This is a genomic window from Mesorhizobium ciceri WSM4083 (genome assembly GCF_000519305.1).
GTDB lineage: Bacteria > Pseudomonadota > Alphaproteobacteria > Rhizobiales > Rhizobiaceae > Mesorhizobium > Mesorhizobium ciceri_B.
In genome coordinates, this window is the sequence record NZ_JAFG01000007.1 from 285,179 (window position 1) to 311,339 (window position 26,161).

Here is a 26,161-nt window from a genome sequence, read left to right on the forward strand (position 1 = left end):
GGCGGCATCGCGCCCGCCGGGATTGGGGGAGCGCAATGAAGCGTATCTATGTGGTGGGTACCGCGGACACCAAGGGCGAGGAACTCGCCTTCCTGGCCGATGCGATCATTGCTGCGGGCGCCCTGGTTTGTCGTGTCGATGTCGGAACGCGCGACGCAACCATCCCCGTCGATATCAGCGCGAGGGAAATCGCCGACCATCATCCCGGCGGCCGTGACGCCGTGCTCGGCGGCAATGATCGTGGCGCCGCGGTCGCCGCGATGGGCATCGCCTTCGCCCGCTTTGCCCAATCGCGCAACGACATCGCAGCCATGATAGGCATCGGCGGCGGCGGCGGCACCTCGATCGTCACGTCGGCCATGCGTGCCCTCCCGCTCGGCCTGCCCAAGATCATGGTCTCGACGCTCGCCTCCGGCGATACCGCACCCTACGTCGATGTCTCCGACATCATCATGATGCCGGCGGTGACCGACATGGCCGGACTGAACCGGCTCTCCCGTGTCGTGCTGCACAATGCGGCTCAAGCCATATCAGGCATGGCGGCCAGCCCGGCGCCACCACCAGACGGCCGGTCGTCGATCGGCCTCACCATGTTCGGCGTCACCACGCCTTGCGTGACCGCCATCGCCGACCAGCTCCGTTCGACCTATGACTGCATGGTCTTCCACGCCACCGGCACCGGCGGCCGCAGCATGGAAAAGCTGGCCGACAGCGGCCTACTGTCCGGCATCATCGACATCACCACGACCGAAGTTTGTGATCTGCTGTTCGGCGGCGTGCTGCCGGCGACAGAGGACCGTTTCGGCGCCATCGCCCGCGCCAGGCTGCCCTATGTCGGTTCGGTCGGCGCGCTCGACATGGTGAATTTCTGGGCGCCTTCGACCATCCCGGAATACCATCACGGCCGGCTGTTCTACGAGCACAATCCCAACGTCACGCTGATGCGCACCACGGCGCAGGAATGCTGTGCGATCGGCGAGTGGATCGGCAACAGGCTCGCCCGCTGCGAGGGGCCGGTGCATCTCCTCATCCCGGAAAAAGGCGTCTCGGCACTCGACATCGAGGGCGGCGCCTTCTTCGACCCGGAAGCCGACGCCGTCCTGTTCGCGTCCATCGAGCGCACCATCAACCCGAACGGCACACGCCGCGTGACACGCCTTCCGCTCCACATCAACGACCCGGAATTCGCCAAGGCTGCAACAGCGGCCTTCCTCGACATCGCCAGACAGTGAGAGATCTCAAAAAATGCCCGCCATACCGCGCAAGGACATATTGAAGAAATTCAGGGGAATGATCGACAAGGGCGTGCCGATCGTCGGCGGCGGCGCCGGCACCGGCCTGTCGGCGAAAGCCGAGGAGGCCGGCGGCATCGACCTCATCATCATCTACAATTCCGGCCGCTACCGCATGGCCGGGCGCGGCTCGGCCGCCGGCCTGCTCGCCTACGGCAATGCCAACGAGATCGTCAAGGAAATGGCCTATGAGGTGCTGCCGGTGGTCAGACACACGCCGGTGCTGGCCGGCGTCAACGGCACCGACCCGTTCGTCATCATGCCGCTGCTGCTGGCCGAGCTGAAGACGATGGGCTTTTCCGGCGTGCAGAACTTTCCCACCATCGGCCTGTTCGACGGCAGCATGCGGCAGAGTTTCGAGGAGACCGGCATGGGCTTCGGCCTCGAGGTCGACATGATCGCCGAGGCGCATAAGCTCGACCTCTTGACCACCCCCTATGTCTTCAACCCGGACGAGGCCCGCGCCATGACCAAGGCCGGCGCCGACATCGTCGTCGCCCATATGGGCGTGACGACAGGCGGCTCGATCGGCGCCACGTCAGCCAAGTCGCTCGACGACTGCGTCGTCGAGATCGACGCCATCGCCAACGCGGCGCGCTCGGTGCGCAAGGACGTCATCCTGCTTTGCCATGGCGGCCCGATCTCGATGCCCGACGACGCCCGCTACATTCTCTCCCATGCCAAGGGCCTGCACGGCTTCTATGGCGCAAGCTCTATGGAACGGCTGCCGGCGGAAGCGGCGATCGCCAAACAGACCGCTGATTTCAAGGCGGTGACACTTGGTGGCGGGACGGCCACGAAGAAAAAGAAGGGATGATGAGAGATGACTGACACGAGCAAGGTATTTGTCTACCCGAAGGACGTCAGCGCCTTCGGCTTCGACTGGGGAAAATTGGCGCTGACGGTGGCGCCCGAGGTGAATGGCGCGACCCGTTTTTCCGGCGGCGTCGTCGATCTGCCGTCCGGCAAGGGCCACACGCGCCACAACCATCCGGGCGCGGAAGAGATCATCTTCGTCATCTCCGGTCATGGCGAGCAGATGGTCGAGGACGAAAAAGGCAATCCGGTGGTCGCAAAAATCGGCCCCGGCTGCACCATCTATGTGCCGGAAAGCCGCTTCCATTCGACGCTGAACACCGGCGACGGGCCGATGCAGCTGTTCGTCGTCTATTCGCCGGCAGGGCCTGAACTGGGCTTGCGCGAGCTGCCGGATTTCAGGCTGATTCCGGCGGGGCAGTGATGAACTTGTTCTAGGGTAGCGCTGCCCCTCATTGTCCTGCCGGACATTTCTCCCCGTATAGTGACGGGGAGAAAGATGCAGTCATCGGCGCTTTCGCTAGTTTTCAACGCCGCAAATAGGCGCCGAGGGCGCGGCTGCTCTCTTCTCCCCGTCACTATACGGGGAGAAGGTGCCGGCAGGCGGATGAGGGGCAGCGCCAGCCTTGGGTTCTATAAAATCCCACCCCGGTTCCACCCCCTGCCCCGATCACCGAACATCACATGACCAGCGTCCGTCACCGCCAGCGTGTCCTCCAGCTTGATGAAGCCGCGCGTCGGGTGGAGCATGGTCGTTTCCACCGAAAGCACCATGTTCTTCTCCAGCGGCTTGGCCGCATAGGTGCCCTCATAGGTCACCGGGTGGTTGGTCATCAGGAATGGTGCTTCATGCGTGATCAGCCCCATGCCATGGGCGAAGAAATCCGTGTAGGGCGCAACCTTCGAAGCCTTCAGCACGCCCTCGGCGTGCGAAATCATGTCGCCGCCCAGCGTGCCCGCTTTGACTTTTGAGAAGGCCGCCTGCTGCACCGTCTCGACCTCGGCCAGCAGATCTTCCAGTTCGGCATCCGGTTCGCCGAGAATGCCCATCCGGCAGAGATCGCCGATATAGCCATGATAATTGCCGCCGGAATCGATTGACAGCACCTCGCCTTGCTTCCACGCCTGCGGTGAAGCGGCGCGGTTGTGGCTGGAACCCAGCGTCAGCAGGCAATATTCGAAATGGATGCCGCGATTGGTTTCCTCGCGCCGCAGATGCTCGATGATCTCGCTCTTGGTCGTGCCTTCGCGCGCCCAGGCAATGGTCGCCAGCATGGAATCGGTGATCAGTTCGGAGGCCGTGCGCAGCTTCTCCAGTTCCGCATCGGTCTTGATGGCGCGCATGCGCTCCAGCATGTCGGTCGCGTCGATCAGCCTGGCATCCGGCAACGCCTTGCGGATCAGCGTATAGGCGTCCGACGGCAGGAAGCCAGGCTCGATGCCGATGCATGCGCCCGCCTTGCCGATCTTCTGCAGGTGCTCGACCGCAAGGTTGGCGGCATCGAGCGTGCCCCAGCAGGCGGCGTGCAGCGTCGGCGTCCAGAACGGGTTGTTCTGATGCTCGCCGCCCTCCATGCGGTTGCCGATATAGGCGGCATGGTCCGGCCCGCCCTTTTCGTACACCACGATCGGCAGGTATCGGCTGTGGCCGATCGCATCCATGGCGGCGAAGAAGATGAACTTGTAGCCGCCCAGCAGGTATTGCGTGTTGTGCTTGGAGGTGGCGAGCAGCACATCGATGCCGGCCTCCTCCATCAGCCGGTCGACCCTTGCCTGGTCGAACGGAATATTGCCGACCGCATTCTTGCCCGGAGCAATGTTCATCTCTCTCTCCCTGAATTGCCTGGGATCGCCGGCTGTTTTGCTCCTGATCCCCTAGCTGGCACAAATCTGCACCATTTTGCCCACTCTGGTCCAGCCAGAAATGGGAAAAACAGCACCGTTCGATGTCACCATATCGTCATTCGTTCCATATCAAGCCAATCTGGTCCTACCAGATTGATCGGATTGACCGGCTTCCTCCAAACTGGTCCAGCGGACGAAAATTTCAAAGCCAAGCGAGGATGCGCCAATTCCGTCTCTGGCGAAACCCTCGGCAAGGCTCATAATCGCCGCCACAAGGGATGCTGGCGGGCTTGCCAGCGTCCGAGGGGTATTGGCGCACCCGGTCGGGTCGCGGAGAGGACGGAGTTCGATCATGTCAGGTTTCACGATTTCCAGACGCACGATGCTTGCCGGCTCGGCAATGCTGCTGGCCTCCACCGCCATGCCGGCACCTAGCTGGGCGCAGACGCCGAAGAAGGGCGGGCGGCTGGTGCTTGCCGCCGATTCCGAACCACGCAACCTCAACCCGGCGATCGTCGCCTCCAACGGCGTCTTCTTCATCTCCAGCAAGATCGTCGAAACGCTGGCCGAAGCCTCATTCGACGGCAAGGACGGGCTCGCGCCACGGCTGGCGCTGAGCTGGGAGGGTGCCGCCGACGGGCTCTCGGTGACGTTCAAACTGCGCGACGGCGTCAAATGGCATGACGGCAAACCGTTCACCTCGGCCGACGTCGCCTTCTCGGCGCTGCAGATCTGGAAGCCGCTGCAGAATCTCGGCCGCACCGTGTTCAAGGATCTGGCCAGCGTCGACACCCCTGACGATCTCACCGCCGTGTTCAAATTCGCCAAGCCGACGCCGTTCCAGCTGATCCGCAACGCGCTGCCGGCGCTGAGCAGCGTGGTGCCGAAGCACATCTACGAGGTCGGCAAGATCGAGGACAACCCGGCCAACAACGCGCCCATCGGCACCGGGCCGTTCAAATTCGGCGAGTACAAGGCCGGCCAATATTACCGGCTGACCAAAAACACCGACTACTGGGGCAAGGACGAACCCTATCTCGACGAGATCATCTATCAGGTGCTGCCGGATCGCACGTCCGCGGCGAGCGCGCTGGAGGCTGAAGAGATCCAGCTGGCGGCGTTTTCCGCCGTGCCGCTGGCCGACCTCGACCGCATCTCGAAAGTGCCGGGCCTGAAGGTGATCTCCAAGGGCTACGAAGGGCTGACCTATCAGCTTGTCGTCGAGATCAACCATCGCCGCAAGGAACTGGCCGACGTGAAGGTGCGCCAGGCGATCGCGCATGCCATCGACAAGGATTTCGTCGTCAAGACGGTGTTCCTCGGCTATGCCGCCACCGCGACCGGTCCGGTGCCGAAGAACGATCCGCAATTCTACACCGCCGATGTGCCGACCTATGCCTTCGACGTCGCCAAGGCCAACGCGTTGCTCGACGAAGCCGGCTACAAGAAAGGCCCGGACGGCAAGCGCTTCACGCTGAAACTGCTGCCGGCGCCCTATTTCAACGAGACCAAGCAGTTCGGCGACTATCTGCGCCAGGCGCTCGCCGCCATCGGCATCGATGCTCAGCTGGTCAACAACGACTCGGCCGCGCACATCAAGGCGGTCTACACCGACCACGCCTTCGACCTCGCGGTCGGCCCGCCGGTGTTCCGCGGCGACCCGGCGATCTCGACCACCATCCTGGTGCAGAGCGGCATTCCGGACGGCGTGCCGTTCTCCAACCAGGGCGGCTACAAGAACGACGCGCTCGACGCGCTGATCTCCAAGGCATCGGAGACGCTCGACGCATCAGCCCGCACCGACCTCTACAAGGAGTTCCAGAAGGAGGTGGCCACCGACCTGCCGCTGATCAACGTCGCCGAATGGAGTTTTATCAGCGTCGCCCGCGACACGGTCGGCAACATCGCCAACAACCCGCGCTGGGCGGTGTCGAACTGGGCGGACACGTATTTGGAATCGTGACAGAATTGCGCGGATGAAAATTTGCGAAATCAGCGTAGGCGTTGAGCCCTACGAGGCCCCCCTCTGTCCTGCCGGACATCTCCCCCTCAAGGGGGGAGATTGGCTGGCCGCACCGTCGGCTGATTTTCCTGCAGCGTCGAACATTGGCGAAACCATAAATGACTTCCGATCTCCCCCCTTGAGGGGGAGATGTCCGGCAGGACAGAGGGGGGCGCTCAGGCGCGACATCTCTCTTGGGCGACTCAGTGCCAAGCCTCCGACGCCCCCATGACCCGCGCCCTCACCCTCATCCGCCGTCGCCTCGTCGGCAGCATCTTCGTGCTGCTGATCGTCGTCGTCGGCACCTTCCTGCTGCTCGAAGCTGCCCCCGGCGATGCGGTCGATGCCTATATCGTCTCGACCGGCGGCGACGCCGGCATGATCGAGCTGTTGCGTCATCGCTGGGGTCTCGACCAGTCGGAGCTGACGCGGCTCGCCAATTACCTCTGGGTGCTGTTGCATCTCGATCTCGGCCAGTCGGTGACCTTCTCCAGGCCGATCCGCGACGTCATCCTCGAGCGCTTGCCCAACACGCTGCTGTTGATGGTCAGCGCCACCGCGCTCTCCTTCGGGCTCGGCTCGGCACTCGGAATCTATGCCGGCGCACGGCCGGGCAGTTTCCGCGACCGCTTCCTGTCGATCGGCTCGCTGGCGCTCTATGCCGTGCCGGGTTTCTGGCTCGGACTGGTGCTGATCGTCGTCTTTGCCGTCGACCTGCGCTGGCTGCCGATCGGCGGCATCGAAACCCTGGCTTCCGACAAGACCGGCCTTGATCGCGCCGCCGACATCGCCATCCACCTCGTCCTGCCTGTTTCCGCCCTCGGCTTCATCTATCTGGCGCTCTATCTGCGCATGATGCGCGCCGGCATGGCCGAGGTCTGGCGGCAGGATTTCGTGCTGGCCGCGCGCGCCAAAGGATTGTCACGCCGCCGCATCGTGCTCGCCCACGTCGCCCGCAACGCATTGCTGCCGCTGGTCACCATGCTCGGCCTGCAATCGGCGCAGATGCTCGGCGGCAGCGTCGTCATCGAGAGCGTGTTTTCCGTGCCCGGCCTCGGCCGGCTGGCGCAGGAGGCAGTCGCCTCCCGCGATACGCCGCTTCTGCTCGGCATTATCCTCACCAGCGCCGTTCTGGTCATCGTCATCAATTTACTCGTCGACATCGCTTACGCCTTCCTCGATCCGCGCGTCGGCGCCGGCGAGGCTGACGCATGAGCCCGCTCCGCCGCTTTCTACGCACGCCCGAGGCGGTCGCCGGCGCCATCCTCCTGGCGGCGCTGATCGCCATGGCGCTGTCGGCGTCGCTGCTGTTCCCAGGTGACCCGCAGGCGATTACCGGACCGGCGCTGCTGCCGCCGTTCCAGGACTGGTCGCTGCCGCTCGGCACCGACCGGCTTGGCCGCGACGTGCTGGCCGAGCTCTTTCATGGCGCCCGCACATCGCTGGCTGTCGGGCTCGCCGCTGCGGCGGCCGCACTTGTCGTCGGCGCCGTGGTCGGCACGCTGGCCGGCTTTGCCGGCGGCCTCGTCGACGAGGTGCTGATGCGCATCACCGACGCCTTCCAGACCGTGCCGAGCTTCCTGCTGGCACTGGCCTTCGTCAGCGTCGTCGGACCGTCGCTCGGCGTCGTCGTGATTGCCATCGCGCTCGGCACCTGGACCGGACCTGCTCGGGTCGCCCGCGCGGAAGTCCTCTCCATTCGCGAACGCGATTATGTCGCCGGGGCCAGGGTCATCGGCATGCACCCGCTGGCAATCGCCTTTCGCGAAGTGCTGCCCAATGCCTTGCCACCGGTGCTGGCGATGTCATCTGTGATCGTCGCCGCCGCGATCCTCACCGAAGCGGCCTTGTCCTTCCTCGGCTTAGGCGATCCCAACCGGGTGACCTGGGGCGGCATGATCGCCGAAGGCCGAGCCGTGCTGCGCACCGCACCCTTCCTGTCGATCGTCCCGGGCATAGCGCTGGTGCTGACGGTCCTCGGCGTCTATCTCGCCGGTGAAGGCATCGTCGAGACGACGGCGGTCAGGAGAGGCCTGTCGTGACCGCGCTCGCTTTGATCCGCAACCTGACGGTGACCTACCGCCGCGACGGCAGCGAGGTGGCAGCGCTAAGGAGTGTAAGCCTCGATATAGAGGCTGGCGAGCGCTTGGCCATCATCGGCGAAAGTGGCTCGGGCAAGAGCACGCTGGCGTTGGCCATTGCCGGGCTGTTGCCGGGCTCCGCCAAGATTGGTGGTCGCATCGATTGGTTTCTGTCCTCGTTGGGTGCCAAGGCGCCCCCCTCTGTCCTGCCGGACATCTCCCCCTCAAGGGGGGAGATTGGCAGTTTCGCTGTCGGCTCATCTCCTGCAACGTTGGTGATTGGCGAAGGCGGAAATAAGGGCGCAATCTCCCCCCTTGAGGGGGAGATGTCCGGCAGGACAGAGGGGGGCCTCATAGAGTGCAGATCGCAAAAATCCGCCTCCAAACAGAGCCACATCCCCCGCCTCGGCCGCGACATCGGCTTCGTCTTCCAGGACCCCTCCGCCAGCCTCGATCCTGTCATGACCATCGGCAAGCAAATCGCCGAAGTAGCGCGCACGCATCTCGGCCTCACCTGGTCCCAGTCCTACGCCAGGGCCAAAGGCCTGCTGGAGCGCGTCCGCCTACCGGACCCGGACTCGGCCTTGCGCGCCTTCCCGCACCAACTTTCCGGCGGCCAGAAGCAGCGTGTGGCGATCGCCGCAGCCATTGCGGCCGGTCCGAAATTGCTAATCGCCGACGAAGCGACCAGCGCGCTCGATACCATCGTGCAGGCCGAGATCGTCGCCTTGATCCGACGCCTGGTGACCGAGGACGGCATGACGCTGCTGTTCATCAGCCATGACATCGCGCTGGCGGCCGAGCTTGCCGAGCGCATCGCCGTTTTCCGTCATGGCCAACTGGTCGAGCTTGGCATGACGGCGCAGATTGTCGGCGCCCCGGCCCAGCCCTATACGCGCGCATTGCTCGACGCCCATATCGGTCTCGACACCAGGCCGCTGCTGAACCGAGCAAGGCTCCGCGCATGACCCTGCTGGCGGTGTCCAACCTGACCAAGCGCTACCGTCGCGGCAACAAGACCATCGCTGCCGTCGACGATGTCTCCTTTCACATCGACCCCGGCGAAACGCTGGCGTTGGCCGGACCTTCCGGCAGCGGCAAGTCGACGATCGCGCGGCTGGCGCTGCGATTGATCGAGCCGGACGACGGACGCATCGACTTCGAGGGCGGTGATTTCCTGGCCTTGAGCGGCGCCGCGTTACGAGCACGCCGCGCACGCCTGCAGATGGTGTTCCAGGACCCATTGGCCGCCTTCAACCCTCGCGCCACGGTGGCGCGCGTGCTCGACGACCCCTTGCGCATCCATGGCATCGCCTCCCGCGGCGAGCGCCCGCGCCGCATCGCCGCCTTGCTGGAGCGGGTTGGGCTGACGGCAGACCTCGCTCCACGCGCCATTCATGAAATCTCCGGCGGCCAGCGGCAGCGCGTCGCCATTGCCCGCGCCATTGCCACGAAGCCGTCGCTGATCGTGCTCGACGAGGCGGTGTCGGCGCTCGACGTCTCCGTGCGCGGGGAGATCCTCGAGCTTTTGCTCGACCTGCAACGCCAGGAAAAGATCGCCTATCTCTTCATTTCACACGATCTCGGCGTCATCAGGTCGGTCGCCCACCGCGTCATCCTTCTCGATGCCGGCCGGATTGCCGAAAACGGGGACGCCCGAACCGTCATCGACGCACCGCAATCGGCCATTGGCAAGGCGCTGGTGGCGGCAGCACCGAGATTGAACCGGACCGGACCATGATCCCGAAAAGTGGGATCCGGTTTTCGGACAAGATCATGGTCAAACAACAAACCAGGAAACAACATGACCGACGCCGAAGCCAGAGCCGAAAAACTGTCGCGCGAACTCGATTCCGCCTTCCGCAACCGCGCCGATCTCTACCGCCTGTTCCTCGACGAGCTGACCGGCGAGCTGGGCGCCGAACAGGCCGAAGCGATCATGATCCGCGCCATCGAACAGCGCGGCAAGGAAGTCGCGGCTGCCGCCTTCGCCAGCTTTGGCTCCAATGACGCACGCGCCATCGGCGAAGCCTTCCTCCTCGCCGTCAGCCCGGATGGCGGCCTGATGTATCCGACCGACGTCGAACGCAGCGATAACCGCATCGCCTTCAAGGTGAAGCGCTGTCCTCTGAAGGACGCCTGGGTCGAAGCCGGTGTTGGCGACGAAAAACTCGCCACGCTCTGCCGCATTGCCGGCGCCTTCGACCGCGGCCTGTTCGAGGCGACTGGGGTGGGTTTCGACAATGTCACCTGGACGCCGGGCCACGGCTCCGGCTGCTGTCATATCGCGCTGACAAACAGAGCCAGCATGGATGAGGGCCGCGCCTCTTCGAACTGACGGGAATTAGCGATGCTGTTGGCGGAAGCCGAACAAGGTGACAGCGAGCCCCTTCCTTGTTCTTATCGAGCATCACGAATCGGCGGCCTCATCGAGGAGGGACAATAGTGCACGTCGTGACATTGTTGAAAGCGAACATGTTCGATGTCGAGATCGACGGCAGGCCCGCTTCGATCGCCGAGGCTTTGCCGGACTGGAACTCGCATGACCGTTTCGGCCTGGTGATCGACGACGCGCTTGGCGGCATCGGCGCGACCCATCTGCTGCAGATCGCCATCACCGCGTTCTACGACGTCAAGCCGAGCCGCCGCAGCGAGCTGACGGTCTATCCGGAAATCTATGCCTTCCATATCGGCAAGGGCTATGGCGCGCACGCGCCCTATGATTTCTGGCCGGCCCGGCGCGAGGTCATCACCTCGCGCGATCATCGTGAGGTGCTTGACGCCATCAACGATCGTGGCATCACCCGGCTTGCCGTCCCCGATCGCCAGCCGCGAGACGTCGTGCACCGGCCGAAGGAAGTCGATGCGACGCTCGACCGGATTGTGTCGGCATTCGTCTACAGCCCGTCGGGCCGGGTTTCGGATCCCGACCTCGTCATTTCAGGCAACGACAAGCGAACCGAATACAACCCCAACAGTGCCTTGCGGCCTCGCTATACCGACAACCGCCCGGCTTCGGTTTCGACGGCGGCCAAGCCGGTCAAGGAGGTCGATCCGTCCTACCAGGAATGGCTCCGCAAGCGAGAGCACGACCTGACCAGCGAGGAACGTGCCTTTGTCGAACGCCGTCGCGAGGCGTTGAGGCAGGACGGGCTCGTCACCGAGACCTACCGGCGTGTCGGTGTCCGTGAAGCGCTGATGCGGCTGGCGTCGGCCGGCCTCGATTGAGGCTCGGCCGCCACCATTCGCCCGCTCAATAGCCGACGGTGAAGCGCTGCCTGATGTGGGCCGGCTTCTCGATCTCGTCGACCATGACGATCGCGTAGTCCTCGAAGGAAATGCTGCTGCCCTTGTCAGAGGCGAGAAGCGTGTCCTTGCCGAGGCGGAATTTGCCGGTGCGCTCGCCAGGCACGAACATGGCGGATGGCGACAGGAACGTCCAATCGAGGTCGCTGACCGTCTTCAATCTGTCGAGAAAGTCGGCGCCCTTCTGCGCTTCTGCCTTGTAGATCGCCGGGAAGTCGGGGCTATCGACCAGCCGCTTGCCCGGTGCGACTTCGAGACTGCCGGCGCCACCGACGACGAGATAGCGCTTCACGCCGGAGGCGCGCACCGCCTCGATCAGCGTATCGGCGTCGCTGTCCAGGAAATGCACGGAGCTGATCACCGCGTCATGGCCGCGGATCAGGTCCGCGAGACCTTGTCTGTCGGAGACATCGCCCTTCCTGGCCGTCACGCCCGGAAGCGCGGCGATCTTTTCCGGGTTGCGCGCGATGCCGGTGACGGTGTGGCCGCGATCGGAGAGTTCCTTGAGAAGGCGCGAACCGACGGCGCCCGATGCACCAATGAGAGCGACTTTTGCCATGACTGTTTCCTTGTTTCTTGTTGGGGGTCTGGAGGCTGAGATCACGCCGCCGCGATATGGGCGACGAGATTGTCGAAGCTGCCGAACAGTGCGTTCGAACCGATGAGCCGGGGCGCATCGTTGCGGATGACCGCCAGCGAAGGCACGCCATCGGCATGCAGGCGCTGGAACAGCGCACGGCCACGGCCAACCAGATCGCGATGAGCCGTCAGCAATGTTTCAGTCGGCGCCTTGAGCATTTCGGCGGCGTCCGCCATGCCGGCGGCGGCGAGCACCTCGGCCACACCGCCGATCGTCACGACATCGCGTCCCTCTACATAGCGCGCATGCTGGATCGTCTTCAGCGCCGCAAACCGGCGGCTAGGGTCTTCCAGGCCAGCGGCACTGATGCCGAGTGTGGCGGCATGTGAGTCGAGCAGGGTGCCACGGACATTGAGGACATTGTGCCGGTAGGCCGGCGTGAAGGATTGCCCGGTCAGGCGCTCGATGCGCTGGTCGTTCGCCCAGGCGTGCGCCGCAAAACCTTCATCCATAGGACGCGCGCCGGCGCCGGAAAACAGGCCGGTCGGCAGCAGTTCGACGCGCACGCCGGTGGCCGACAACCGGTCGAGCATCGGGGCGGCGCCATAGCACCAACCGCAGAGCGGATCGAAAAGATAGGTCACTTCTGAATTGCTCATAGTCGCTGCCATTCCTGTCCGGCTACCGGACTCATCGAGGCCGTCGCTCATATGTGGCAGACGGCGGCCTTGCGATAAATGGCCCCCAATTATACAAACTGTCTGATCTGATCATACAAAAGGGCAGCCAGCTTGGCCGAACTTCTGAACCTCAATCGGCTGGCTTATTTCACCACGGTGATGGAAACCGGCTCGTTCACTGCCGCGGCCGACCGGCTTGGCGTCGCCAAGGCCGTGGTCAGCCATCAGATCGGCAAGCTCGAGGAGGAACTGGGCGCAACGCTGCTGCAGCGCACGACCCGGCGTGTCACGCCGACCGAAGAGGGTCGCCTCTTTTATGACCGCGCGATGATCATCCTGCGCGAAGCGGAGGCTGCCTATGGCGAAATCTCGCGCGGAGCCGTCGAACCGAGCGGAACGCTGAGGCTGACGGCGCCGCTCGACTACGGCACCAAGATGGTGGCTCCGGTCATGGCGGCCTATCTCAGAACCTATCCGCATATGCGCGTCGAGGCGATCTTCGACGACGCCGTCAGCAATCTGGTGGACGAGCAGATCGATCTCGGCATCCGCGTCGGCTGGCTCGCCGATTCCTCGAACCAGGCGCGGCGCCTGGGGACGATCCGGCAGATCGTGGTGGCGAGCCCCGGCTTCGCCGCGAGCCTGCCGCCCGACGTGACGCCGCGCCAGGCAAGATCGCTGGCCTGGGTCGGCAACGCCCAGTTGCGCGGCATCGGCCAATGGCTGTTTTCCAGGGAGGGCGAAACGGTGCTGACCGAACTCAATCCGGTGATCATGTGCGACAAGAGCCCGGCTGCCCTGGCTTGCGTGCTCGCCGGCATCGGGCTCGGCGTCTTTCCGGACTACAGCGTCAGCGACGATATCGCCGAGGGGCGGCTGGTGCCGGTGTTTGCCGACTGGAGCCTGCCGTCAGGCGGCATCCACGCGGTCTTTCCGCCGGCCCGGTTCCGGCCCGCCAAGGTGCGCACCTTCGTCGATCTGCTGGCGGCGGCCGAGAGACGGCGATCGCGCGGTGTTGCCACGGCTTGAAGCCGATGGCGGTCAGCGGGCCTCTTGCAGGATCATCTCGGCTGCCTTTTCCGCGATCATGACGACCGGCGAGTTGGTGTTGCCCGAAACGATTGTCGGCATGATCGAGGCATCGACCACGCGCAGCCCGCCAAGCCCGTGAACACGCAGGGCCTCGTCGACCACCGCCATCGTATCCGAACCCATCTTGCAGGTGCCGACGGGGTGGAAGATCGTCGTGCCGATATCGCCGGCCTTGCGGATGAGTTCTTCATCGCTGTCATACTGCGTGCCGGGCAGCATCTCTTCCGGCGCAAAGCGTGCCACCGCCCGGGCCCTCATCAGACTGCGGACATGGCGCAACGACGCTACGGCCACGCTGCGGTCCCCCTCGGTGGAAAGATAGTTCGGCCGGATCTTCGCCGCCTCCCGCGCGTCGGCTGAACCCATGTGCACGCTGCCCCGGCTTTCCGGACGCAGATTGCAGACCGAGACGGTGACCGCGGGAAAGCGATGCAGCGGCTCGCCCAGACGGTCGGTGCTCAACGGCTGCACATGGTATTCGAGATCGGGCGTTACGAGGCGAGGATCGCTCCTGGCGAAGATGCCGAGCTGGCTTGGCGCCATCGACAGCGGCCCGCTGCGCTTGAGCGCGTATTCCAGCCCCATCGACGCGCGACTGACCAGATTGTGGTAGCGCTGGTTGAGCGTCGCAGTGTTGGCGACCTTGAAGACGGTGCGGATCTGCAAATGGTCCTGCAGGTTTTCTCCGACGCCTGGCAAGGCATGACGAACATCCACGCCGATGCCCGAGAGCAGATCGGGGCGGCCCACCCCCGACAGTTCGAGCAGCTTCGGCGAATTGATGGCGCCGGCTGCAAGGATCGTCTGGCCAGCGCGGACCTGGTGCAGGCGGCCGCCTTGGCGAAAAACCAGTCCGGTGACGCGCCGGCCGTCGAATTCGAGCCGTTCGGTCTCCGCGCCGAGCACCACGCGCAGGTTCTTGCGCGCCGCTATGCCACGCAGGAAGGCCTTCGAGGTGTTCCAGCGGACGCCCTTCTTCTGGTTGACCTCGAAATAGCCCGAGCCTTCATTGGTGCCGGTGTTGAAGTCTTCGGTGCGCGGAATGCCTAGTTCCTCGGCCGCGTCCCGGAAGGCGTCAAGGATCGGCCATGACAGCCGCTGCCGTTCGACCCGCCACTCGCCGCCGCTCCCATGCATGGCGCCTTTGCCGCCGTGATAGTCTTCCGATTTGAGGAAATAGGGCAACACGTCGTCCCAGCCCCAGCCGGCATTGCCGGCCTGGCGCCAGCCATCATAATCGGCTGCCTGGCCGCGCATGTAGATCATGCCGTTGATCGATGAACAGCCGCCGAGCACCTTGCCGCGCGGATAGTTGAGGCTGCGTCCGTTGAGACCGGCTTCCGGCTCGGTCTTCATCATCCAGTCGGTGCGCGGGTTGCCCATGCAGAAGAGGTAGCCGATCGGGATATCGACCCAGTGATAGCGGTCGCTGCCGCCGGCCTCGAGCAGCAGCACATTGTTGCGCGGATCGGCGGAGAGCCGGTTGGCGAGCACGCAGCCGGCGGAGCCCGCACCGACGATGACGTAATCGTAACTGCCGAACGGGGACGGTGAAGCTTCGGTCACGTGCGCGCCTGCTGTCCGGCGATGCGCTCCCACATCGGGGTCATCGCCTGGTTGATCTCGCCGTACAGTCGATACCGTCCCGCATATGCGTCGGCAACCGCCTCGTCGGGTACAAAATGTCGGGCGGCCGCCGTCATGGCGGCGGCACCTGCGCTGTAGTCCGCGAAAATGCCGACGCCGGTGCCCGCCGCGATCGCCGCTCCCAGCGCGCCGGTTTCGCGGCTGCGCGCCACGGTGACAGGCACGCCGAGCACATCGGCGAAGATCTGCGGCCATACGCTGCTGCGCGAGCCGCCGCCGGACAGCACCACCTGGTCGAAATCAGCGCCCGCTTTGTGCAAGGTCTCGACATGGCGCTTATGCTCGAAGGCGACGCCCTCGAACAGCGCACGAAGCAGATGGGCACGGCTATGCCAGCCGGCGATGCCGTAGAAGCCGGCCCGTGCATGGCCATTCTGCTGCGAGCCGTAGAGGAAGGGATGATAGATCGGGATGTCGCTGTTCGGATCGACGGACGCCACCAGTTCGCTGCACAATTCGAACGGCGACTTGCCGGCTTCGCCGCCATGTTCGAGGAATTCGCGAACGATCCATTCGAGATTGGCGGCCGAGGTCGCGCTGGATTCGATCGCCAGATAGCGCTGGCGATCGAAAGTCGACAGCATGAAAATCGAGGGGTCGCGGATCGGTTCGTCGGTGATGACCTGGTTGATGCTCCAGGTGCCGGCGATGACCGAGGCGGCACCGGTTCTGGTCACACCCGAACCGACCGCGCTGGCGACGACATCGAACAGCCCGGCGACGACCGGCGTGCCGGCGCGCAGTCCCGTCAGGGCCGCCACCTCCGCGCTGACATGACCGGCAATGTCGGCCGATTCCAGCACTGGCGGCAGCAGGTCCATGCAATCGCCGAGCCCGTAGGCGGCAAGCAGGTCCGGCTCGTAGCGGCGATCCTGCATCTGCAGCAGGCCGCAGCCCGACATGTCTGAAGTGTCGCTGCTGCGCGCACCTGTCAGGCGGTTGACGACGAAATCCTTGCACAGGAACACAGTTCCGATGTTGGCGAACAAGGCCGGCGAAAAGCGCTTGAGCCAGGCAAGCAGGGTAGGCGTCTGCGCCGCCCACGGCCGTTGCAAGCAATGTGCATAGGTGCGGTCGCCGACATTCTGTTTTGCCCATTCGGCGACGATATCGACCGCGCGTGTGTCGAGCGACTGGATGCCGATCAATGGCGCACCATCGCGATCGAGCGCGTAGAGCCCGTTGCCATGGCCGGCGCAGCCGATGGCGACGATCTCGCCGGCGTCGATACCGGCTTCAGCAATGCATTGGCCGATGACCGAAACCGCGTTGCGCCAGAGTTCGTCGAGGTCGCGTTCGACATGTCCGGGCTTTGGCATGGATGAGCGGCCGTCACGAGCGGCGAATGCCAGTTCGCGGCCGGACAAGTCGAAGAGGATGGCCTTGATGACGGTGTTGCCGGCATCGAGGCCGAGGATGTAGCTTGCCATTGGCGCCTCCCGAGGCCGCAGCCTATGCCTGGTTGTACAGGTCCCAGGCCACGCCGCCATCGGCATCGTCGTGAATGATCGCCATCAGCCCGCGCACGACAGCGCTCGGGTTGGCGTGCTGGTAGATGTTGCGGCCATAGACCATGCCAAGCGCACCCTGTGCCATCAAGGCGGCCGACTTGTCGAACACGGCACGCAGATCCTCCTTGCCGCCGCCGCGCACCAGCACCGGGCAGCGCGCCGCCTCGACGACGCGGTGGAAGTCGTTGGGATCGGTGGTCGGATCGGCCTTGACGATATCGGCACCCATCTCGCGGGCAAGCCGGGTCAAGGTGACGATCTTTTCGGCATCGCCGTCGACCATGTAGCCGCCATGCTCTGCGACCGGCAGCATGGCCAGCGGCTCGATCATCAGCGGCAGGCCGTATTTCTCGCAATCGGCGCGCACGCGGGCGATGTTCTGCACGCATTGCCGGAACAGGTCCGGCTCGTCGGGCAGCATGAACAGATTGACCACGACGCAAGCCGCATCCATCTCGATGGCGCCAAGCAAGGGCTCGGCTTCGTTCTGCAGCACCGCCCACATCGCCCGGTGGCGTATCCTGTTATAGGGATTGCCCATGTCGATGCGCATCACCAGCGCCGGCTTGTCCTTGCCAGGCACGGCCTGCAGCAGATCGGCCTGGCCGTAGTTCATCTGGATGGCGTCGGGGCCGGCCTTGACCAGTTGGTTGACCACACCGGCCATGTCTTCGAGTCCGGCAAGGAAGCTCGGCTCGTTGCAGACGCCGTGATCGATGGCGACGTCGAGGCAGCGGCCGCCGCCGAACAGACGGTTCATGCGGACTTTCTTGTTTACGCGCATAGGGCGCTCCTTTGATGCGTCTGGAGATCGATGCCGTGCCGGTCGGCCAGCAAGGTGAGGAAGGTCGAGCGCTCAGTGGCGGCCTCAATGGTGCTCCAGCCCTTGTGCGCCGCCAGCAGGTCGAGAACGGCGTTGATGAGGTCGAAGCTGAGGCCGCCCGAAATGGCAATGGTGGTGCGGCGCAGGAACAGGTCGGCAAGGCACTCGACCTGCTCACGCTCGATGATGTGGTGAATCTCGCTTGCCGAGTAATCCGACCGGGGCAGCATCTGCTCGCCCGCCGGGTGCGTGACGAAATCCTCGGCCGACGTGCCATAGCGCTGCAGAAGTGTGTGCGCCCGCTCGACCGGCAGGCCATGCTCGGCGGCGAATGACGCGCACCAGGCGTCCGGATCGGCGGGGAAATTGCGGCCGCCACCGATGGCCATGTCCTGCGTGCCCTTGCTGCGCGCTAGGCCGAGCCGCTTCAACGCCATATCGGCGGCCAGCGCTCCGAACGAACGGAAGGTGGTCCACTTGCCGCCGATCATGCACAGTGTCGCCGGCAGATGCCCGCTCGCTTCTACGAACTCGCAAAAATGATCGCGCGGTATTCGGCTGGTAAAACTGTCCTCGCTGGCGGGCAACGGGCGCACGCCGGCGAAGCGAAACACGATCTGGTCGTCGGTAACCTTGATCGAGGGAAAGACGAAGGCGAGCGACTGCAGGATGTAGAGCTGCTCGTCCCCCTCGCAACGGACCTTGTCCGGATCGTCCACCCGGATGTCGGTCGAGCCGATCAGCACCTTGCCGAGATAGGGAAACAGGATGCAGATGCGACCGTCCTCGTTTTCATAATAGACCATGTGGCCGCCGAGCGCGTCGAACAGTTCTGCGTTGTCGACGATCAGATGCGAGCCCTTGGTACCGCCCATCATCGTCTGCGCCGTTGCCCCGATGGCCTTGTTGGTCAGGTCGATCCAGCCGCCGGTGGCGTTGATGACCAGTTGCGCCCGCACCGGCAGTTCCTCGCCCGTCAGTGTGTCGGTGATGACAAGGCCGTCGCCGGTTGACGACACCTGAGCGTAGTTCAAGGCGCGAGCGTTCGCCGCGCTCGCCGTGGCGTCCAGCAGCATCTCCAGGCCGAGGCGTTCGGGCCGGCTCACCCAGGCGTCGTAATAGGTCGCCGAATTGCGGATCGCCGGATTGATCGCCGGCCATGTCTTCAGGGTTTCGGCGCGCCCCCTGAACCTGTGCGTCGGCATCAAACGCCGTGCGGCTGTGAAAAGGTCATACATGGCCAGCCCGGCCTTGATGACCAGCGCCCCGCGCCGGCTGGGCCGCCGCGTCAACCCGAGGAAACGCACCGCACCGTTGGCAAGGCCGGAGAAAATGTCGAAGATCGGCACCGTCGTCGGCAGCGGAGCCACATAGTGCGGCGCATTCCTCAGCAGCCGGTCGCGTTCGAGCAGGGATTCGCGCACCAGTTTGAATTCGCCGTTTTCAAGGTAGCGCAGGCCGCCATGCACCATGCGCGACAGGGCGGCACTGGCGCCGCTGCAATAGTCGCCCTTTTCCGCCAGCACGACATCGACGCCTTGCAGGGCCAGTTCGCGAAAGACGCTGATGCCGTTGATGCCGCCACCGATGACGAGCACGGCGATATCAGGCCGGTCGCGCAGACCGGCTAACGTATGGCTACGGTTCATCGGGGCTGTTGCCTTTTTTGCTCAGGCATCCATCGCGGTGAGATGCGCGGCTGCCGCGGCGTCGATCGCCGCTAGCTCGCTTGCCGCAAGCGTGATCTCGCCGGCCCGTGCATTGTCGAGCGCCTGTTCGGGATTGCGCGCGCCGCACAGCGCGAAGGTGATGCCCGGCTGGGCGAGCGTCCAGGCGATGACGATCTGCGCCGTCGACGCCTGGTGGCTCTCGGCGATAGGGGCGATGGCCTCTTTCAGCTTTGCCACCTTCTGCCGGTTGGCCGTGGAAAAGCGCGGGTTATCCTTGCGCTGGTCGTCGCCGCCGAATGTGCGGCCGGGGTCGACCGTGCCGGTGAGCAGCCCCAGCGCCAGCGACGAATAGCTGAGCGTAGCGATGTCATGGCGGCAAGTGATCGGCAGCAGGCTGCCTTCGATCTCGCGATCGATCATCGAATAGCGCTCCTGGATCGCATCGATCTGGCCGGCGTCGATATAATGGCCGAGATCCTCGGCACTGATATTGCTGGCGCCGATGGCGCGGATCTTGCCGGCTGCCTTGAGCTTTTCCAATACGGCCATCGTCTCGGCGATCGGGGTCGTCGGGTCCTGCCAATGGGTGATGTAGAGGTCGATATGATCGGTGCCGAGGCGCCGCAGGCTCTGCTCGACCTCATAGGCGATGCCGTCGGCGCCGAGATAGCGATGCACAGGCTTGTCGTCCTGGTCGAAGAAATGCTCGCCCTTGCCCGAATGCCAGTTCAGCCCGCATTTGGTCGCGATCACCACTTTGTCGCGCTTGCCCTTGATGGCGGTGCCGACGATCGCCTCGCTGCGGCCAAGACCGTAGGCCGGCGCTGTGTCGATCAGGCTGAGGCCGGCGTCGATTGAGGCTTCTATCGCCCTGACCGACTCCTTCTCGTCGGTGCCGCCCCACATCCATCCGCCAATCGCCCAGGTGCCCAGGCCCATGGCCGACGCCGATATGCCGGACTTGCCGATCTGCCGCTGGATCTGTCGAGAATTCATGCTGCCTCCTGTTCGGCCAGCTCGAGGATCTGGAGCCCCGTGGCCTCGTCCGTGACGATGGTGTCGAGATGGTTGCCGCGCAGAGCGGCGAGGATCGGCGCGACCTTGCTGGGGCCGCTTGCGATGCCGATCGAGCGCGGGATGGTCGCAAACTCGTCCAGCGTCAACGAGACCAGCGAACGGTTGAGCGAGTAGTTGCAGAGCTTGCCCTGGCGGTCGATGAGATGAGCGAGCAGCTCGCCTGTCGCCCCTGACTTCTCGATCGCCTGGCGATCGGCATTCGAGGACGGATGCAGGTCGTAATAGCTGGAATCGTCGGTCAGGATGGAGCCGACACCCACCACAGCGACATCGGCCTCGCGCGCCTTGCGAAACACGTCTGCGACGGAGCTGATGCCCATCAGCATCTCGCGCTGCTGCGCGGTATCGGCAAACAGCGGCGCATGGATCTGATAGGCGCGGCCGCCGAGCTTGTCGGCCATCAGCGAGGCGACGTGGTTGACGTCGGTGTAGTGCTTGCCCTGCACCAGGCCGGTTGCGGGAATGATCTCGACGTCGTATCGGCGCCCCGGCTTGAGACCGGCGACCAGCGCGCTGACGCCCTTGCCGCCGGTGATCGAGATCGTGTCGCCGTCCTTGATGGTGTCGAGCAGCAGCCCAGCCGCCGCCTCGCCGACCCGCTGCAGGGCGGTGTGCGGATTTTCGGAGACCGACGGCACCACCATCGCCCGCTCGATGCCGCCCAGCGCAACCAGCCGTGCTTCCAGGTCGACCAGATGGTCGATCGGCGACTTGATCTTGATCTCGACAAGACCGAGCTGGTGACCGCGCTTGATCAACCGGTTGACGGTCGCGTGCGAGATGCCGAGTTCCCCGGCGATCTCGGCCTGGGTCTTGCCTTCGACATAGTGCAGGACAAGCGCCTGGTGCATCTGGCGAACAGCGGCGATGTCGTCGCGTGTGTTGGGAGGAGCCATGGTCTTGCTTCGCTGCCTTTGAGGTTCAGGACTTCTTGCGGTGCAGGAAGTGATCGATCGACACCGCCGCCAGCAGGATGCATCCCTTGATCATGTCCTGCCAATAGACCGAGACATCGAGCAGGATAAGCGAGCTCGTCACCACCGACAGCAACGCCATGCCGAGGATCGCTCCGAAGATGGTGCCCGAGCCGCCATTGAGCGAAGCGCCGCCGATGACGGCTGCGGCGATGATGTTGAGTTCCATGCCGGCGCCGAAGGTCGGCGTCGCCGCGCCAAAACGCGCCATGTAGATCACACCGGCCAGTCCGGCCAGCGTCGAGCACAGCACCGTGACCCAGAACTTCACCTGATTGGTCCTGATGCCCGAGAACTGCGCGGCCTTCTCGTTGGACCCGGTGTAGAAAACCTTGCGGAAGGCCGTGGCGCGACGCAGCAGGAAGTCGAAGATGGCCACCACGACGACGAAGATCAGGATGACATAGGGGATGTTGTTGAAACTGCCCTGGCCGATGGCCTTGAAAGCCGGCGGCAGGGTGAACAGCGACAGCGGCGTGCCCTTGGTGACCACCAGGCACATGCCGCGCACGATGACCATGGCCGCCAGCGACGTGATGAAATGATTGAGGCCTATCACCGTGACGAAGAAGCCCATGGCCGCGCCGATCAACGCACTGACGCCAATGCCGATCAGGCTTGCCGTCCAGGGGTCGAGGCCGGCGAGGAACAGCGCACCCGAAACCACCATCGAGAAACACACGACCGAGCCGACCGAAAGGTCGATGCCGCCGACGATGAGCAGGATCGTCATGCCGACGACGACGATGCCTTCGATGGAGAAGCTCATCAGCATGGCGCGGAAATTGCCCCATGTCAGGAAGTGCGGCGAGGCGAAGCTCATGGCGATGCACAGCGCCAGGATGATGACGATCAGCCCGGCCTCGCGCATCGAGGCGAGCTGAGCGAAATTGATGCGCCGCCCGGCGGCCTTGATCTCGGCGTGCACGAGCGCTTCTCCTGATTCCCTAGGCGACATTCTGGGCCTGCCTTTGATTTGAACTGTCCTGGACGCCCGAGGCGAGCATGATGATGGCTTCCTCGCCGAGCTCGTTGGCGGTGAGTTCGCCGGCGATGCTGCCTTCGCGCACCACGACAACGCGGTCGCACAAGCCAATCAGCTCCGGCAGTTCGGACGAGATAACGATGACGCCGACACCGCTGCCGGCCAGCTGGCGCAGCAGCCGGTGGATCTCGACCTTGGCGCCAACATCGATGCCGCGCGTCGGCTCGTCCATGATGATGACCTTGGGATCGACCGACAGCTGCCTGGCGATGGCGACCTTCTGCTGGTTGCCGCCGCTCAGCGTCGACACAGTGGCATCGATGCCGGCCATGCGCACGCCCAGCCTGCCGGTCAGTTCCTTCGCCTGACGATCCTCGGCCTTGCGGTCGAGCAGGCCGAGGCGCCCGGTCAGCCTGGCGAGGTCGAGCGCCGATATGTTCGCCGCGATCGGCAGATCGAGGAACACGCCGGAGCCTTTCCTGTCCTCCGAAAGATAGACCAGCCCCGCCTTGACCGCATCGCCATAGCTGCGCGGCCGGAGCTGCTTTCCGTCGAGCGCGACGGTTCCAGAGGTGCTTGGCCTGAGGCCGCAGACCGTTTGCGCGATCTCGCTGCGGCCGGCGCCGATCAGGCCGCCTATGCCCAGAATTTCGCCGGCACGAAGCTGCAGATCGACGTCGGCGAAGCGGCGCCCATCGGAAAGCCCCTCGACCGACAGGAGCAGACGCCCGGGCTCTTGCGGCGCCAGCTTGTCGGGATAGAGCTGGGTGATTTCGCGGCCGACCATCTTGCGCACGACATCGTCAGGTGAAACGGCGGCGACCTGATCGGTCGCCACGTAGCGGCCGTCGCGGAAGACAGTGACGCGGTCGCACAGCGAGAATATCTCGGCCATTCGGTGGCTGATATAGACCACCGAAATGCCACGTTCCTTGAGCCCGCGCACGATCGAGAACAGGCGTTGCGCTTCGCTTTCGGTCAGTGCCGCGGTCGGCTCGTCGAGCATCAGCACCTTGCAGTCGAGCGTCAGCGCCTTGGCGATCTCGACGAGCTGCTGGCTGGAAATGGAAAGGTCGGCGACCCTGGTGCGCACCGGAATGGGCGCGAGCAGGTCCATGACCTTCTGGGCGTCAGCGTAGAGCTTCTGGAAATTCATCAGCGGCGCGCGCCGGCTGTTGATCGCGGCCATGTAGATATTTTCGGCAACCGTCGCATCCTGACACAGCGCGATTTCCTGGTGGACAAGCGCAATGCCGAGGCGTTGGGCGGCCGCAGGCGAGTGGATCGAAACACGCTCACCATCGATCAGGATGTCGCCCTCGTCGGGCTGCAATACACCGGCGATCATGTTCATCAGCGTCGACTTGCCGGCGCCGTTCTCGCCGCACAGTGCATGGATTTCGCCGCGCCGCAGCTCGAACCGTACGTCGCTCAGCGCCTTGACCGGGCCGAACGCCTTGGACAGGCCGCGGATTTCAAGAATGGGCGCCTGGGTCACGCCGTGCTCCTGCGATGCTTGCGGGGAGGAAGGAGGCCGAAGCCTCCTTCCCGGTTGGTCCGGCCTTACCGAGGCCGGGGCGGTGAGATAGAGGCTATTCCTCGATGCCCTTGGTGCCGCGACGCTTGAGGTACTTGTCCCAGTAGAAGTCGTCCGCATTGTCCTTGGAGACGATGGAGAAACCATTGTCGACGAAGGGCACGCTCATCGGGTTGAAACCCGAACGCTTGGCGTCGTTCATCGGATCGATCAGGCCGGGATGCTTGGCCATCCACAACAGCATGAAGCCCATATAGCCCTGCATGCCCTGGTTTGGATTGACCGAGCCGAAGATCTCGCCCGCCTTGATCATGTCGAGGATCTTGGCGTTGACGTCGGCGAGCATGACGCGGATCTTGCCACCGCCTTCCTTGGCGGCCTGGGCAGCGCCGATGGCCGAGTTGGCCTCCGGCATGAACACGGCGCCAAGATCAGGATGCGCCTGCGCCAGGCTCAGAACGGCCTGGTAGGCCTTGGTCGGATCCTGGTTCGAGGCGGCGCGGCCGACGAGCTTCATGTCAGGCCATTTGGCTTCCATGCGGGCAACGAACGCGTTGACGCGCTTGTCGTGGTTGTCCTGGCCGGGATTCTCCAGCACGGCATATTCGCCCTTGCCGTCCATCGCCTTGGCAACGGCGTCGGCGGCATAGGTGCCTTCGGCATTGTTGTCGGAGGTGATGTAGGAGACGCGCTTGGAATTCGGCGAGTCGGCGGCGAAGGTCACCACCGCGGTGCCCTGCTCGATGGCACGGTCGATCGGCTCGATGAACGGATCGGAGTTCATCGGATGCACCAATATGCCCGCCGGCTTCTGCGCCAGCGCCTGGTCGAAGGTAGCGATCTGCTTGTTGACGTCGTATTCCGGCGTGCCCGTATAGGCGGTCTCGCAGCCGAACTGCTGGCCGGCCTGCTTGAACATTTCATAAACCGGGAACCAGTATTCGACGCCCGAGACCATGACGTTCATGACGTATTTTTCACCCGGCTCGCATTTGAACGGGTTAGGGGTTTCGGCGCGTACCTGCATCGACCCAAAGCAGGTCGATGCAGCCGCCGCGATTGCGAGCGTGCTCAGAAATTTGCGCAAGTTTCCTCCCTTGGCCGAAGCCATCCTCAATGACCGTCGCAGGCACTCGGCGAGCGCTGCCGTATGGATTTGATGATGCCGACCTTCCTCCGAAAGCCAACAATCGGGACATTACAGCCCGGACGCGCATTGTCAATATAATTCACATAGTGAAATATATTTCAAGACCTTCCTTCCGAGGATTCATACGTTCCGGTCGACGAAGCTGGTCGCGGGCCACCAAGGTGCCGTACCGGCTAGGCAGGCCTTTCCGGCCTTTGGCCGCGAACCCGGAGAGTGTGGTTGGAGTATCGGCACCCAGGGGCTCGCGTGGTGCCCTCCCGCCGGCCGCGTTTATCGCGTGAAGCCCCGATCCTGTCTCTGATAGCATCTGTTCCGGGCGCGGCGTGACGCTCTCCATGTCGCTTGGCCAAGAAGTCAGCTGCTGCGTCGGCTTACGGCAGCCTTCGGACCATCCGGAGTATTCCGAGAAGCTTCGGCAGTCCCTTGAACGCAAAGGGCCGGCGGGCATTGTGCCATGCGGGCTGTTTTTGCTTTGGTTTTGGGGAGAGGATTGGTTTTGTCTGGGGGCTGGGGTTCGCCTGCTTGCGGGCGCCTGATGAGAGGCCGGCAGCACGGCAGAATACAAAAGAGCCCGCACGAGGCGGGCTGTTTGTTTAGTGAAGTTTGGTTGCGGGGACAGGATTTGAACCTGTGACCTTCAGGTTATGAGCCTGACGAGCTACCGGGCTGCTCCACCCCGCGTCACCTCTAAGCAAGCGTTTGCTTGCTAATCTAAGCAAGCGTTTGCTTGCTAATCTAAGCAAGCGCTTGCTTGCGTTCCTAAGCAAGCGTTTGCTTGCTTTATCGGACGTAAGCCGAGGCCTACAGATAGGTATATGGCTGACCAAATGAAAGGGCCGCTTACGCGGCCCGTGATCCCTTGGCGGGCCATTTCATAAAGAGAAGATTTCTCTCCATCCGATTTGGATGTGNGATCAACGTGCGTTTGGCAGACCTGGCAGCGACCTACTCTCCCGCGTCTTGAGACGAAGTACCATCAGCGCTGGAGCGTTTCACGGCCGAGTTCGGAATGGGATCGGGTGCAGCCGCTCCGCCATAACCACCAGGTCGGCAAAACGCACGTTGTTCGAGAAGCTTTTTGAGCGATTGGCCG

Annotated in this window: 23 protein-coding genes, 1 tRNA gene and 1 rRNA gene; 11 read left to right on the forward strand and 14 right to left on the reverse strand. The window is 64.0% G+C overall.

The window, feature by feature from the left end; translation table 11 throughout:
* Window positions 1-35 precede the first annotated feature (35 nt).
* Genes MESCI2_RS0118025 through MESCI2_RS0118035 form a run of 3 tightly spaced genes read left to right on the forward strand, consistent with a single transcriptional unit; the run spans window position 36 to window position 2,532 of the window.
* Window positions 36-1,232 (forward strand): Tm-1-like ATP-binding domain-containing protein, encoded by a 1,197-nt coding sequence (locus MESCI2_RS0118025; protein WP_027037801.1) that lies wholly within the window; start codon window positions 36-38, stop codon window positions 1,230-1,232.
* 13 nt (window positions 1,233-1,245) lie between these two features.
* The gene (locus MESCI2_RS0118030) at window positions 1,246-2,109 is read left to right on the forward strand and encodes a phosphoenolpyruvate hydrolase family protein (RefSeq protein ID WP_027037802.1); all 864 of its coding nucleotides are present in this window, start codon (window positions 1,246-1,248) and stop codon (window positions 2,107-2,109) included.
* A gap of 6 nt (window positions 2,110-2,115) precedes the next feature.
* The gene (locus tag MESCI2_RS0118035) at window positions 2,116-2,532 is read left to right on the forward strand and encodes a cupin domain-containing protein (protein ID WP_027037803.1); all 417 of its coding nucleotides are present in this window, start codon (window positions 2,116-2,118) and stop codon (window positions 2,530-2,532) included.
* Between the two features lie 209 nt (window positions 2,533-2,741).
* On the opposite strand, the gene MESCI2_RS0118040 is transcribed toward MESCI2_RS0118035, so the two are convergent.
* Complete coding sequence (locus tag MESCI2_RS0118040; RefSeq protein WP_027037804.1) at window positions 2,742-3,932, reverse strand: M24 family metallopeptidase; 1,191 nt, start codon at window positions 3,930-3,932, stop codon at window positions 2,742-2,744.
* Window positions 3,933-4,305: 373 nt separating this feature from the next.
* Between MESCI2_RS0118040 and MESCI2_RS0118045 the strand changes: the two genes are divergently transcribed.
* The 7 genes from MESCI2_RS0118045 (at window position 4,306) to MESCI2_RS0118075 (ending at window position 11,264) form a co-directional block, all read left to right on the forward strand.
* Window positions 4,306-5,916 (forward strand): ABC transporter substrate-binding protein, encoded by a 1,611-nt coding sequence (locus tag MESCI2_RS0118045; protein ID WP_027037805.1) that lies wholly within the window; start codon window positions 4,306-4,308, stop codon window positions 5,914-5,916.
* Between the two features lie 267 nt (window positions 5,917-6,183).
* Window positions 6,184-7,170, forward strand: coding sequence for an ABC transporter permease (locus MESCI2_RS0118050; RefSeq protein WP_027037806.1), 987 nt, complete (start codon window positions 6,184-6,186; stop codon window positions 7,168-7,170).
* Window positions 7,167-7,997, forward strand: coding sequence for an ABC transporter permease (locus MESCI2_RS0118055; RefSeq protein WP_027037807.1), 831 nt, complete (start codon window positions 7,167-7,169; stop codon window positions 7,995-7,997). Before MESCI2_RS0118050 ends, MESCI2_RS0118055 begins: the two co-directional genes overlap by 4 nt.
* Window positions 7,994-9,004, forward strand: a complete 1,011-nt coding sequence (locus tag MESCI2_RS0118060) for an ABC transporter ATP-binding protein (protein ID WP_027037808.1) — start codon at window positions 7,994-7,996, stop codon at window positions 9,002-9,004. The genes MESCI2_RS0118055 and MESCI2_RS0118060 overlap by 4 nt, the downstream gene beginning before the upstream one ends.
* Window positions 9,001-9,777 (forward strand): ABC transporter ATP-binding protein, encoded by a 777-nt coding sequence (locus tag MESCI2_RS0118065; RefSeq protein ID WP_027037809.1) that lies wholly within the window; start codon window positions 9,001-9,003, stop codon window positions 9,775-9,777. The genes MESCI2_RS0118060 and MESCI2_RS0118065 overlap by 4 nt, the downstream gene beginning before the upstream one ends.
* A gap of 63 nt (window positions 9,778-9,840) precedes the next feature.
* Window positions 9,841-10,374, forward strand: a complete 534-nt coding sequence (locus MESCI2_RS0118070) for an L-2-amino-thiazoline-4-carboxylic acid hydrolase (RefSeq protein ID WP_027037810.1) — start codon at window positions 9,841-9,843, stop codon at window positions 10,372-10,374.
* 107 nt (window positions 10,375-10,481) lie between these two features.
* Entirely contained in the window at window positions 10,482-11,264 is a 783-nt protein-coding gene (locus MESCI2_RS0118075; protein ID WP_155936630.1) for a hypothetical protein, read from the forward strand.
* A 25-nt stretch (window positions 11,265-11,289) separates the two neighbouring features.
* Here the strand turns inward: MESCI2_RS0118075 and MESCI2_RS0118080 are convergent, their stop codons facing one another.
* Both MESCI2_RS0118080 and MESCI2_RS0118085 read right to left on the reverse strand, forming a co-directional pair.
* On the reverse strand, window positions 11,290-11,901 hold the full coding sequence (locus MESCI2_RS0118080; RefSeq protein WP_027037812.1) for an NAD(P)-dependent oxidoreductase: 612 nt from the start codon (window positions 11,899-11,901) through the stop codon (window positions 11,290-11,292).
* Between the two features lie 41 nt (window positions 11,902-11,942).
* A complete protein-coding gene (locus MESCI2_RS0118085) occupies window positions 11,943-12,581 on the reverse strand; it encodes a DsbA family protein (protein ID WP_027037813.1) in 639 nt (212 codons plus the stop codon).
* 132 nt (window positions 12,582-12,713) lie between these two features.
* On the opposite strand from MESCI2_RS0118085, the gene MESCI2_RS0118090 reads away from it, so the two are divergent.
* Entirely contained in the window at window positions 12,714-13,631 is a 918-nt protein-coding gene (locus MESCI2_RS0118090; RefSeq protein WP_027037814.1) for a LysR family transcriptional regulator, read from the forward strand.
* A gap of 12 nt (window positions 13,632-13,643) precedes the next feature.
* On the opposite strand, the gene MESCI2_RS0118095 is transcribed toward MESCI2_RS0118090, so the two are convergent.
* The 11 genes from MESCI2_RS0118095 to rrf form a co-directional block, all read right to left on the reverse strand.
* The gene (locus tag MESCI2_RS0118095) at window positions 13,644-15,260 is read right to left on the reverse strand and encodes a GMC family oxidoreductase (protein WP_027037815.1); all 1,617 of its coding nucleotides are present in this window, start codon (window positions 15,258-15,260) and stop codon (window positions 13,644-13,646) included.
* Window positions 15,257-16,771: an FGGY-family carbohydrate kinase gene (locus tag MESCI2_RS0118100; protein WP_027037816.1), complete on the reverse strand. Its 1,515-nt coding sequence runs from the start codon at window positions 16,769-16,771 to the stop codon at window positions 15,257-15,259. Before MESCI2_RS0118100 ends, MESCI2_RS0118095 begins: the two co-directional genes overlap by 4 nt.
* Before the next feature lie 22 nt (window positions 16,772-16,793).
* A complete protein-coding gene (locus MESCI2_RS0118105) occupies window positions 16,794-17,636 on the reverse strand; it encodes a class I fructose-bisphosphate aldolase (RefSeq protein WP_027037817.1) in 843 nt (280 codons plus the stop codon).
* Window positions 17,627-19,324: a glycerol-3-phosphate dehydrogenase/oxidase gene (locus tag MESCI2_RS0118110; RefSeq protein WP_027037818.1), complete on the reverse strand. Its 1,698-nt coding sequence runs from the start codon at window positions 19,322-19,324 to the stop codon at window positions 17,627-17,629. Before MESCI2_RS0118110 ends, MESCI2_RS0118105 begins: the two co-directional genes overlap by 10 nt.
* Before the next feature lie 21 nt (window positions 19,325-19,345).
* Window positions 19,346-20,341 carry an aldo/keto reductase gene (locus tag MESCI2_RS0118115; RefSeq protein WP_027037819.1) on the reverse strand — a complete coding sequence of 332 codons (996 nt, stop codon included), beginning with the start codon at window positions 20,339-20,341 and terminating at the stop codon, window positions 19,346-19,348.
* Entirely contained in the window at window positions 20,338-21,318 is a 981-nt protein-coding gene (locus MESCI2_RS0118120; protein WP_027037820.1) for a sugar-binding transcriptional regulator, read from the reverse strand. Before MESCI2_RS0118120 ends, MESCI2_RS0118115 begins: the two co-directional genes overlap by 4 nt.
* Window positions 21,319-21,343: 25 nt before the next feature.
* Window positions 21,344-22,267 (reverse strand): ABC transporter permease, encoded by a 924-nt coding sequence (locus MESCI2_RS0118125; RefSeq protein ID WP_245270382.1) that lies wholly within the window; start codon window positions 22,265-22,267, stop codon window positions 21,344-21,346.
* A 76-nt stretch (window positions 22,268-22,343) separates the two neighbouring features.
* Window positions 22,344-23,879, reverse strand: a complete 1,536-nt coding sequence (locus MESCI2_RS0118130) for a sugar ABC transporter ATP-binding protein (protein WP_027037822.1) — start codon at window positions 23,877-23,879, stop codon at window positions 22,344-22,346.
* 94 nt (window positions 23,880-23,973) lie between these two features.
* The gene (locus MESCI2_RS0118135) at window positions 23,974-25,005 is read right to left on the reverse strand and encodes a substrate-binding domain-containing protein (protein ID WP_027037823.1); all 1,032 of its coding nucleotides are present in this window, start codon (window positions 25,003-25,005) and stop codon (window positions 23,974-23,976) included.
* Between the two features lie 667 nt (window positions 25,006-25,672).
* A tRNA-Met gene (locus tag MESCI2_RS0118140) sits at window positions 25,673-25,749 on the reverse strand.
* A gap of 251 nt (window positions 25,750-26,000) precedes the next feature.
* Window positions 26,001-26,115: ribosomal RNA gene (rrf, locus tag MESCI2_RS0118145) — 5S ribosomal RNA — on the reverse strand.
* Between the last annotated feature and the right edge of the window lie 46 nt (window positions 26,116-26,161).

Bases quoted from the DNA above. Each gene is read 5' to 3' on its own strand.
- MESCI2_RS0118025 (WP_027037801.1), top strand. From the start codon at position 36: ATGAAGCGTATCTATGTGGTGGGTACCGCGGACACCAAGGGCGAGGAA.
- MESCI2_RS0118030 (WP_027037802.1), top strand. From the start codon at position 1,246: ATGCCCGCCATACCGCGCAAGGACATATTGAAGAAATTCAGGGGAATG.
- MESCI2_RS0118035 (WP_027037803.1), top strand. From the start codon at position 2,116: ATGACTGACACGAGCAAGGTATTTGTCTACCCGAAGGACGTCAGCGCC.
- MESCI2_RS0118040 (WP_027037804.1), bottom strand. From the start codon at position 3,932: ATGAACATTGCTCCGGGCAAGAATGCGGTCGGCAATATTCCGTTCGAC.
- MESCI2_RS0118045 (WP_027037805.1), top strand. From the start codon at position 4,306: ATGTCAGGTTTCACGATTTCCAGACGCACGATGCTTGCCGGCTCGGCA.
- MESCI2_RS0118050 (WP_027037806.1), top strand. From the start codon at position 6,184: ATGACCCGCGCCCTCACCCTCATCCGCCGTCGCCTCGTCGGCAGCATC.
- MESCI2_RS0118055 (WP_027037807.1), top strand. From the start codon at position 7,167: ATGAGCCCGCTCCGCCGCTTTCTACGCACGCCCGAGGCGGTCGCCGGC.
- MESCI2_RS0118065 (WP_027037809.1), top strand. From the start codon at position 9,001: ATGACCCTGCTGGCGGTGTCCAACCTGACCAAGCGCTACCGTCGCGGC.
- MESCI2_RS0118070 (WP_027037810.1), top strand. From the start codon at position 9,841: ATGACCGACGCCGAAGCCAGAGCCGAAAAACTGTCGCGCGAACTCGAT.
- MESCI2_RS0118080 (WP_027037812.1), bottom strand. From the start codon at position 11,901: ATGGCAAAAGTCGCTCTCATTGGTGCATCGGGCGCCGTCGGTTCGCGC.
- MESCI2_RS0118085 (WP_027037813.1), bottom strand. From the start codon at position 12,581: ATGAGCAATTCAGAAGTGACCTATCTTTTCGATCCGCTCTGCGGTTGG.
- MESCI2_RS0118100 (WP_027037816.1), bottom strand. From the start codon at position 16,771: ATGGCAAGCTACATCCTCGGCCTCGATGCCGGCAACACCGTCATCAAG.
- MESCI2_RS0118105 (WP_027037817.1), bottom strand. From the start codon at position 17,636: ATGCGCGTAAACAAGAAAGTCCGCATGAACCGTCTGTTCGGCGGCGGC.
- MESCI2_RS0118110 (WP_027037818.1), bottom strand. From the start codon at position 19,324: ATGAACCGTAGCCATACGTTAGCCGGTCTGCGCGACCGGCCTGATATC.
- MESCI2_RS0118115 (WP_027037819.1), bottom strand. From the start codon at position 20,341: ATGAATTCTCGACAGATCCAGCGGCAGATCGGCAAGTCCGGCATATCG.
- MESCI2_RS0118120 (WP_027037820.1), bottom strand. From the start codon at position 21,318: ATGGCTCCTCCCAACACACGCGACGACATCGCCGCTGTTCGCCAGATG.
- MESCI2_RS0118125 (WP_245270382.1), bottom strand. From the start codon at position 22,267: ATGCGCGAGGCCGGGCTGATCGTCATCATCCTGGCGCTGTGCATCGCC.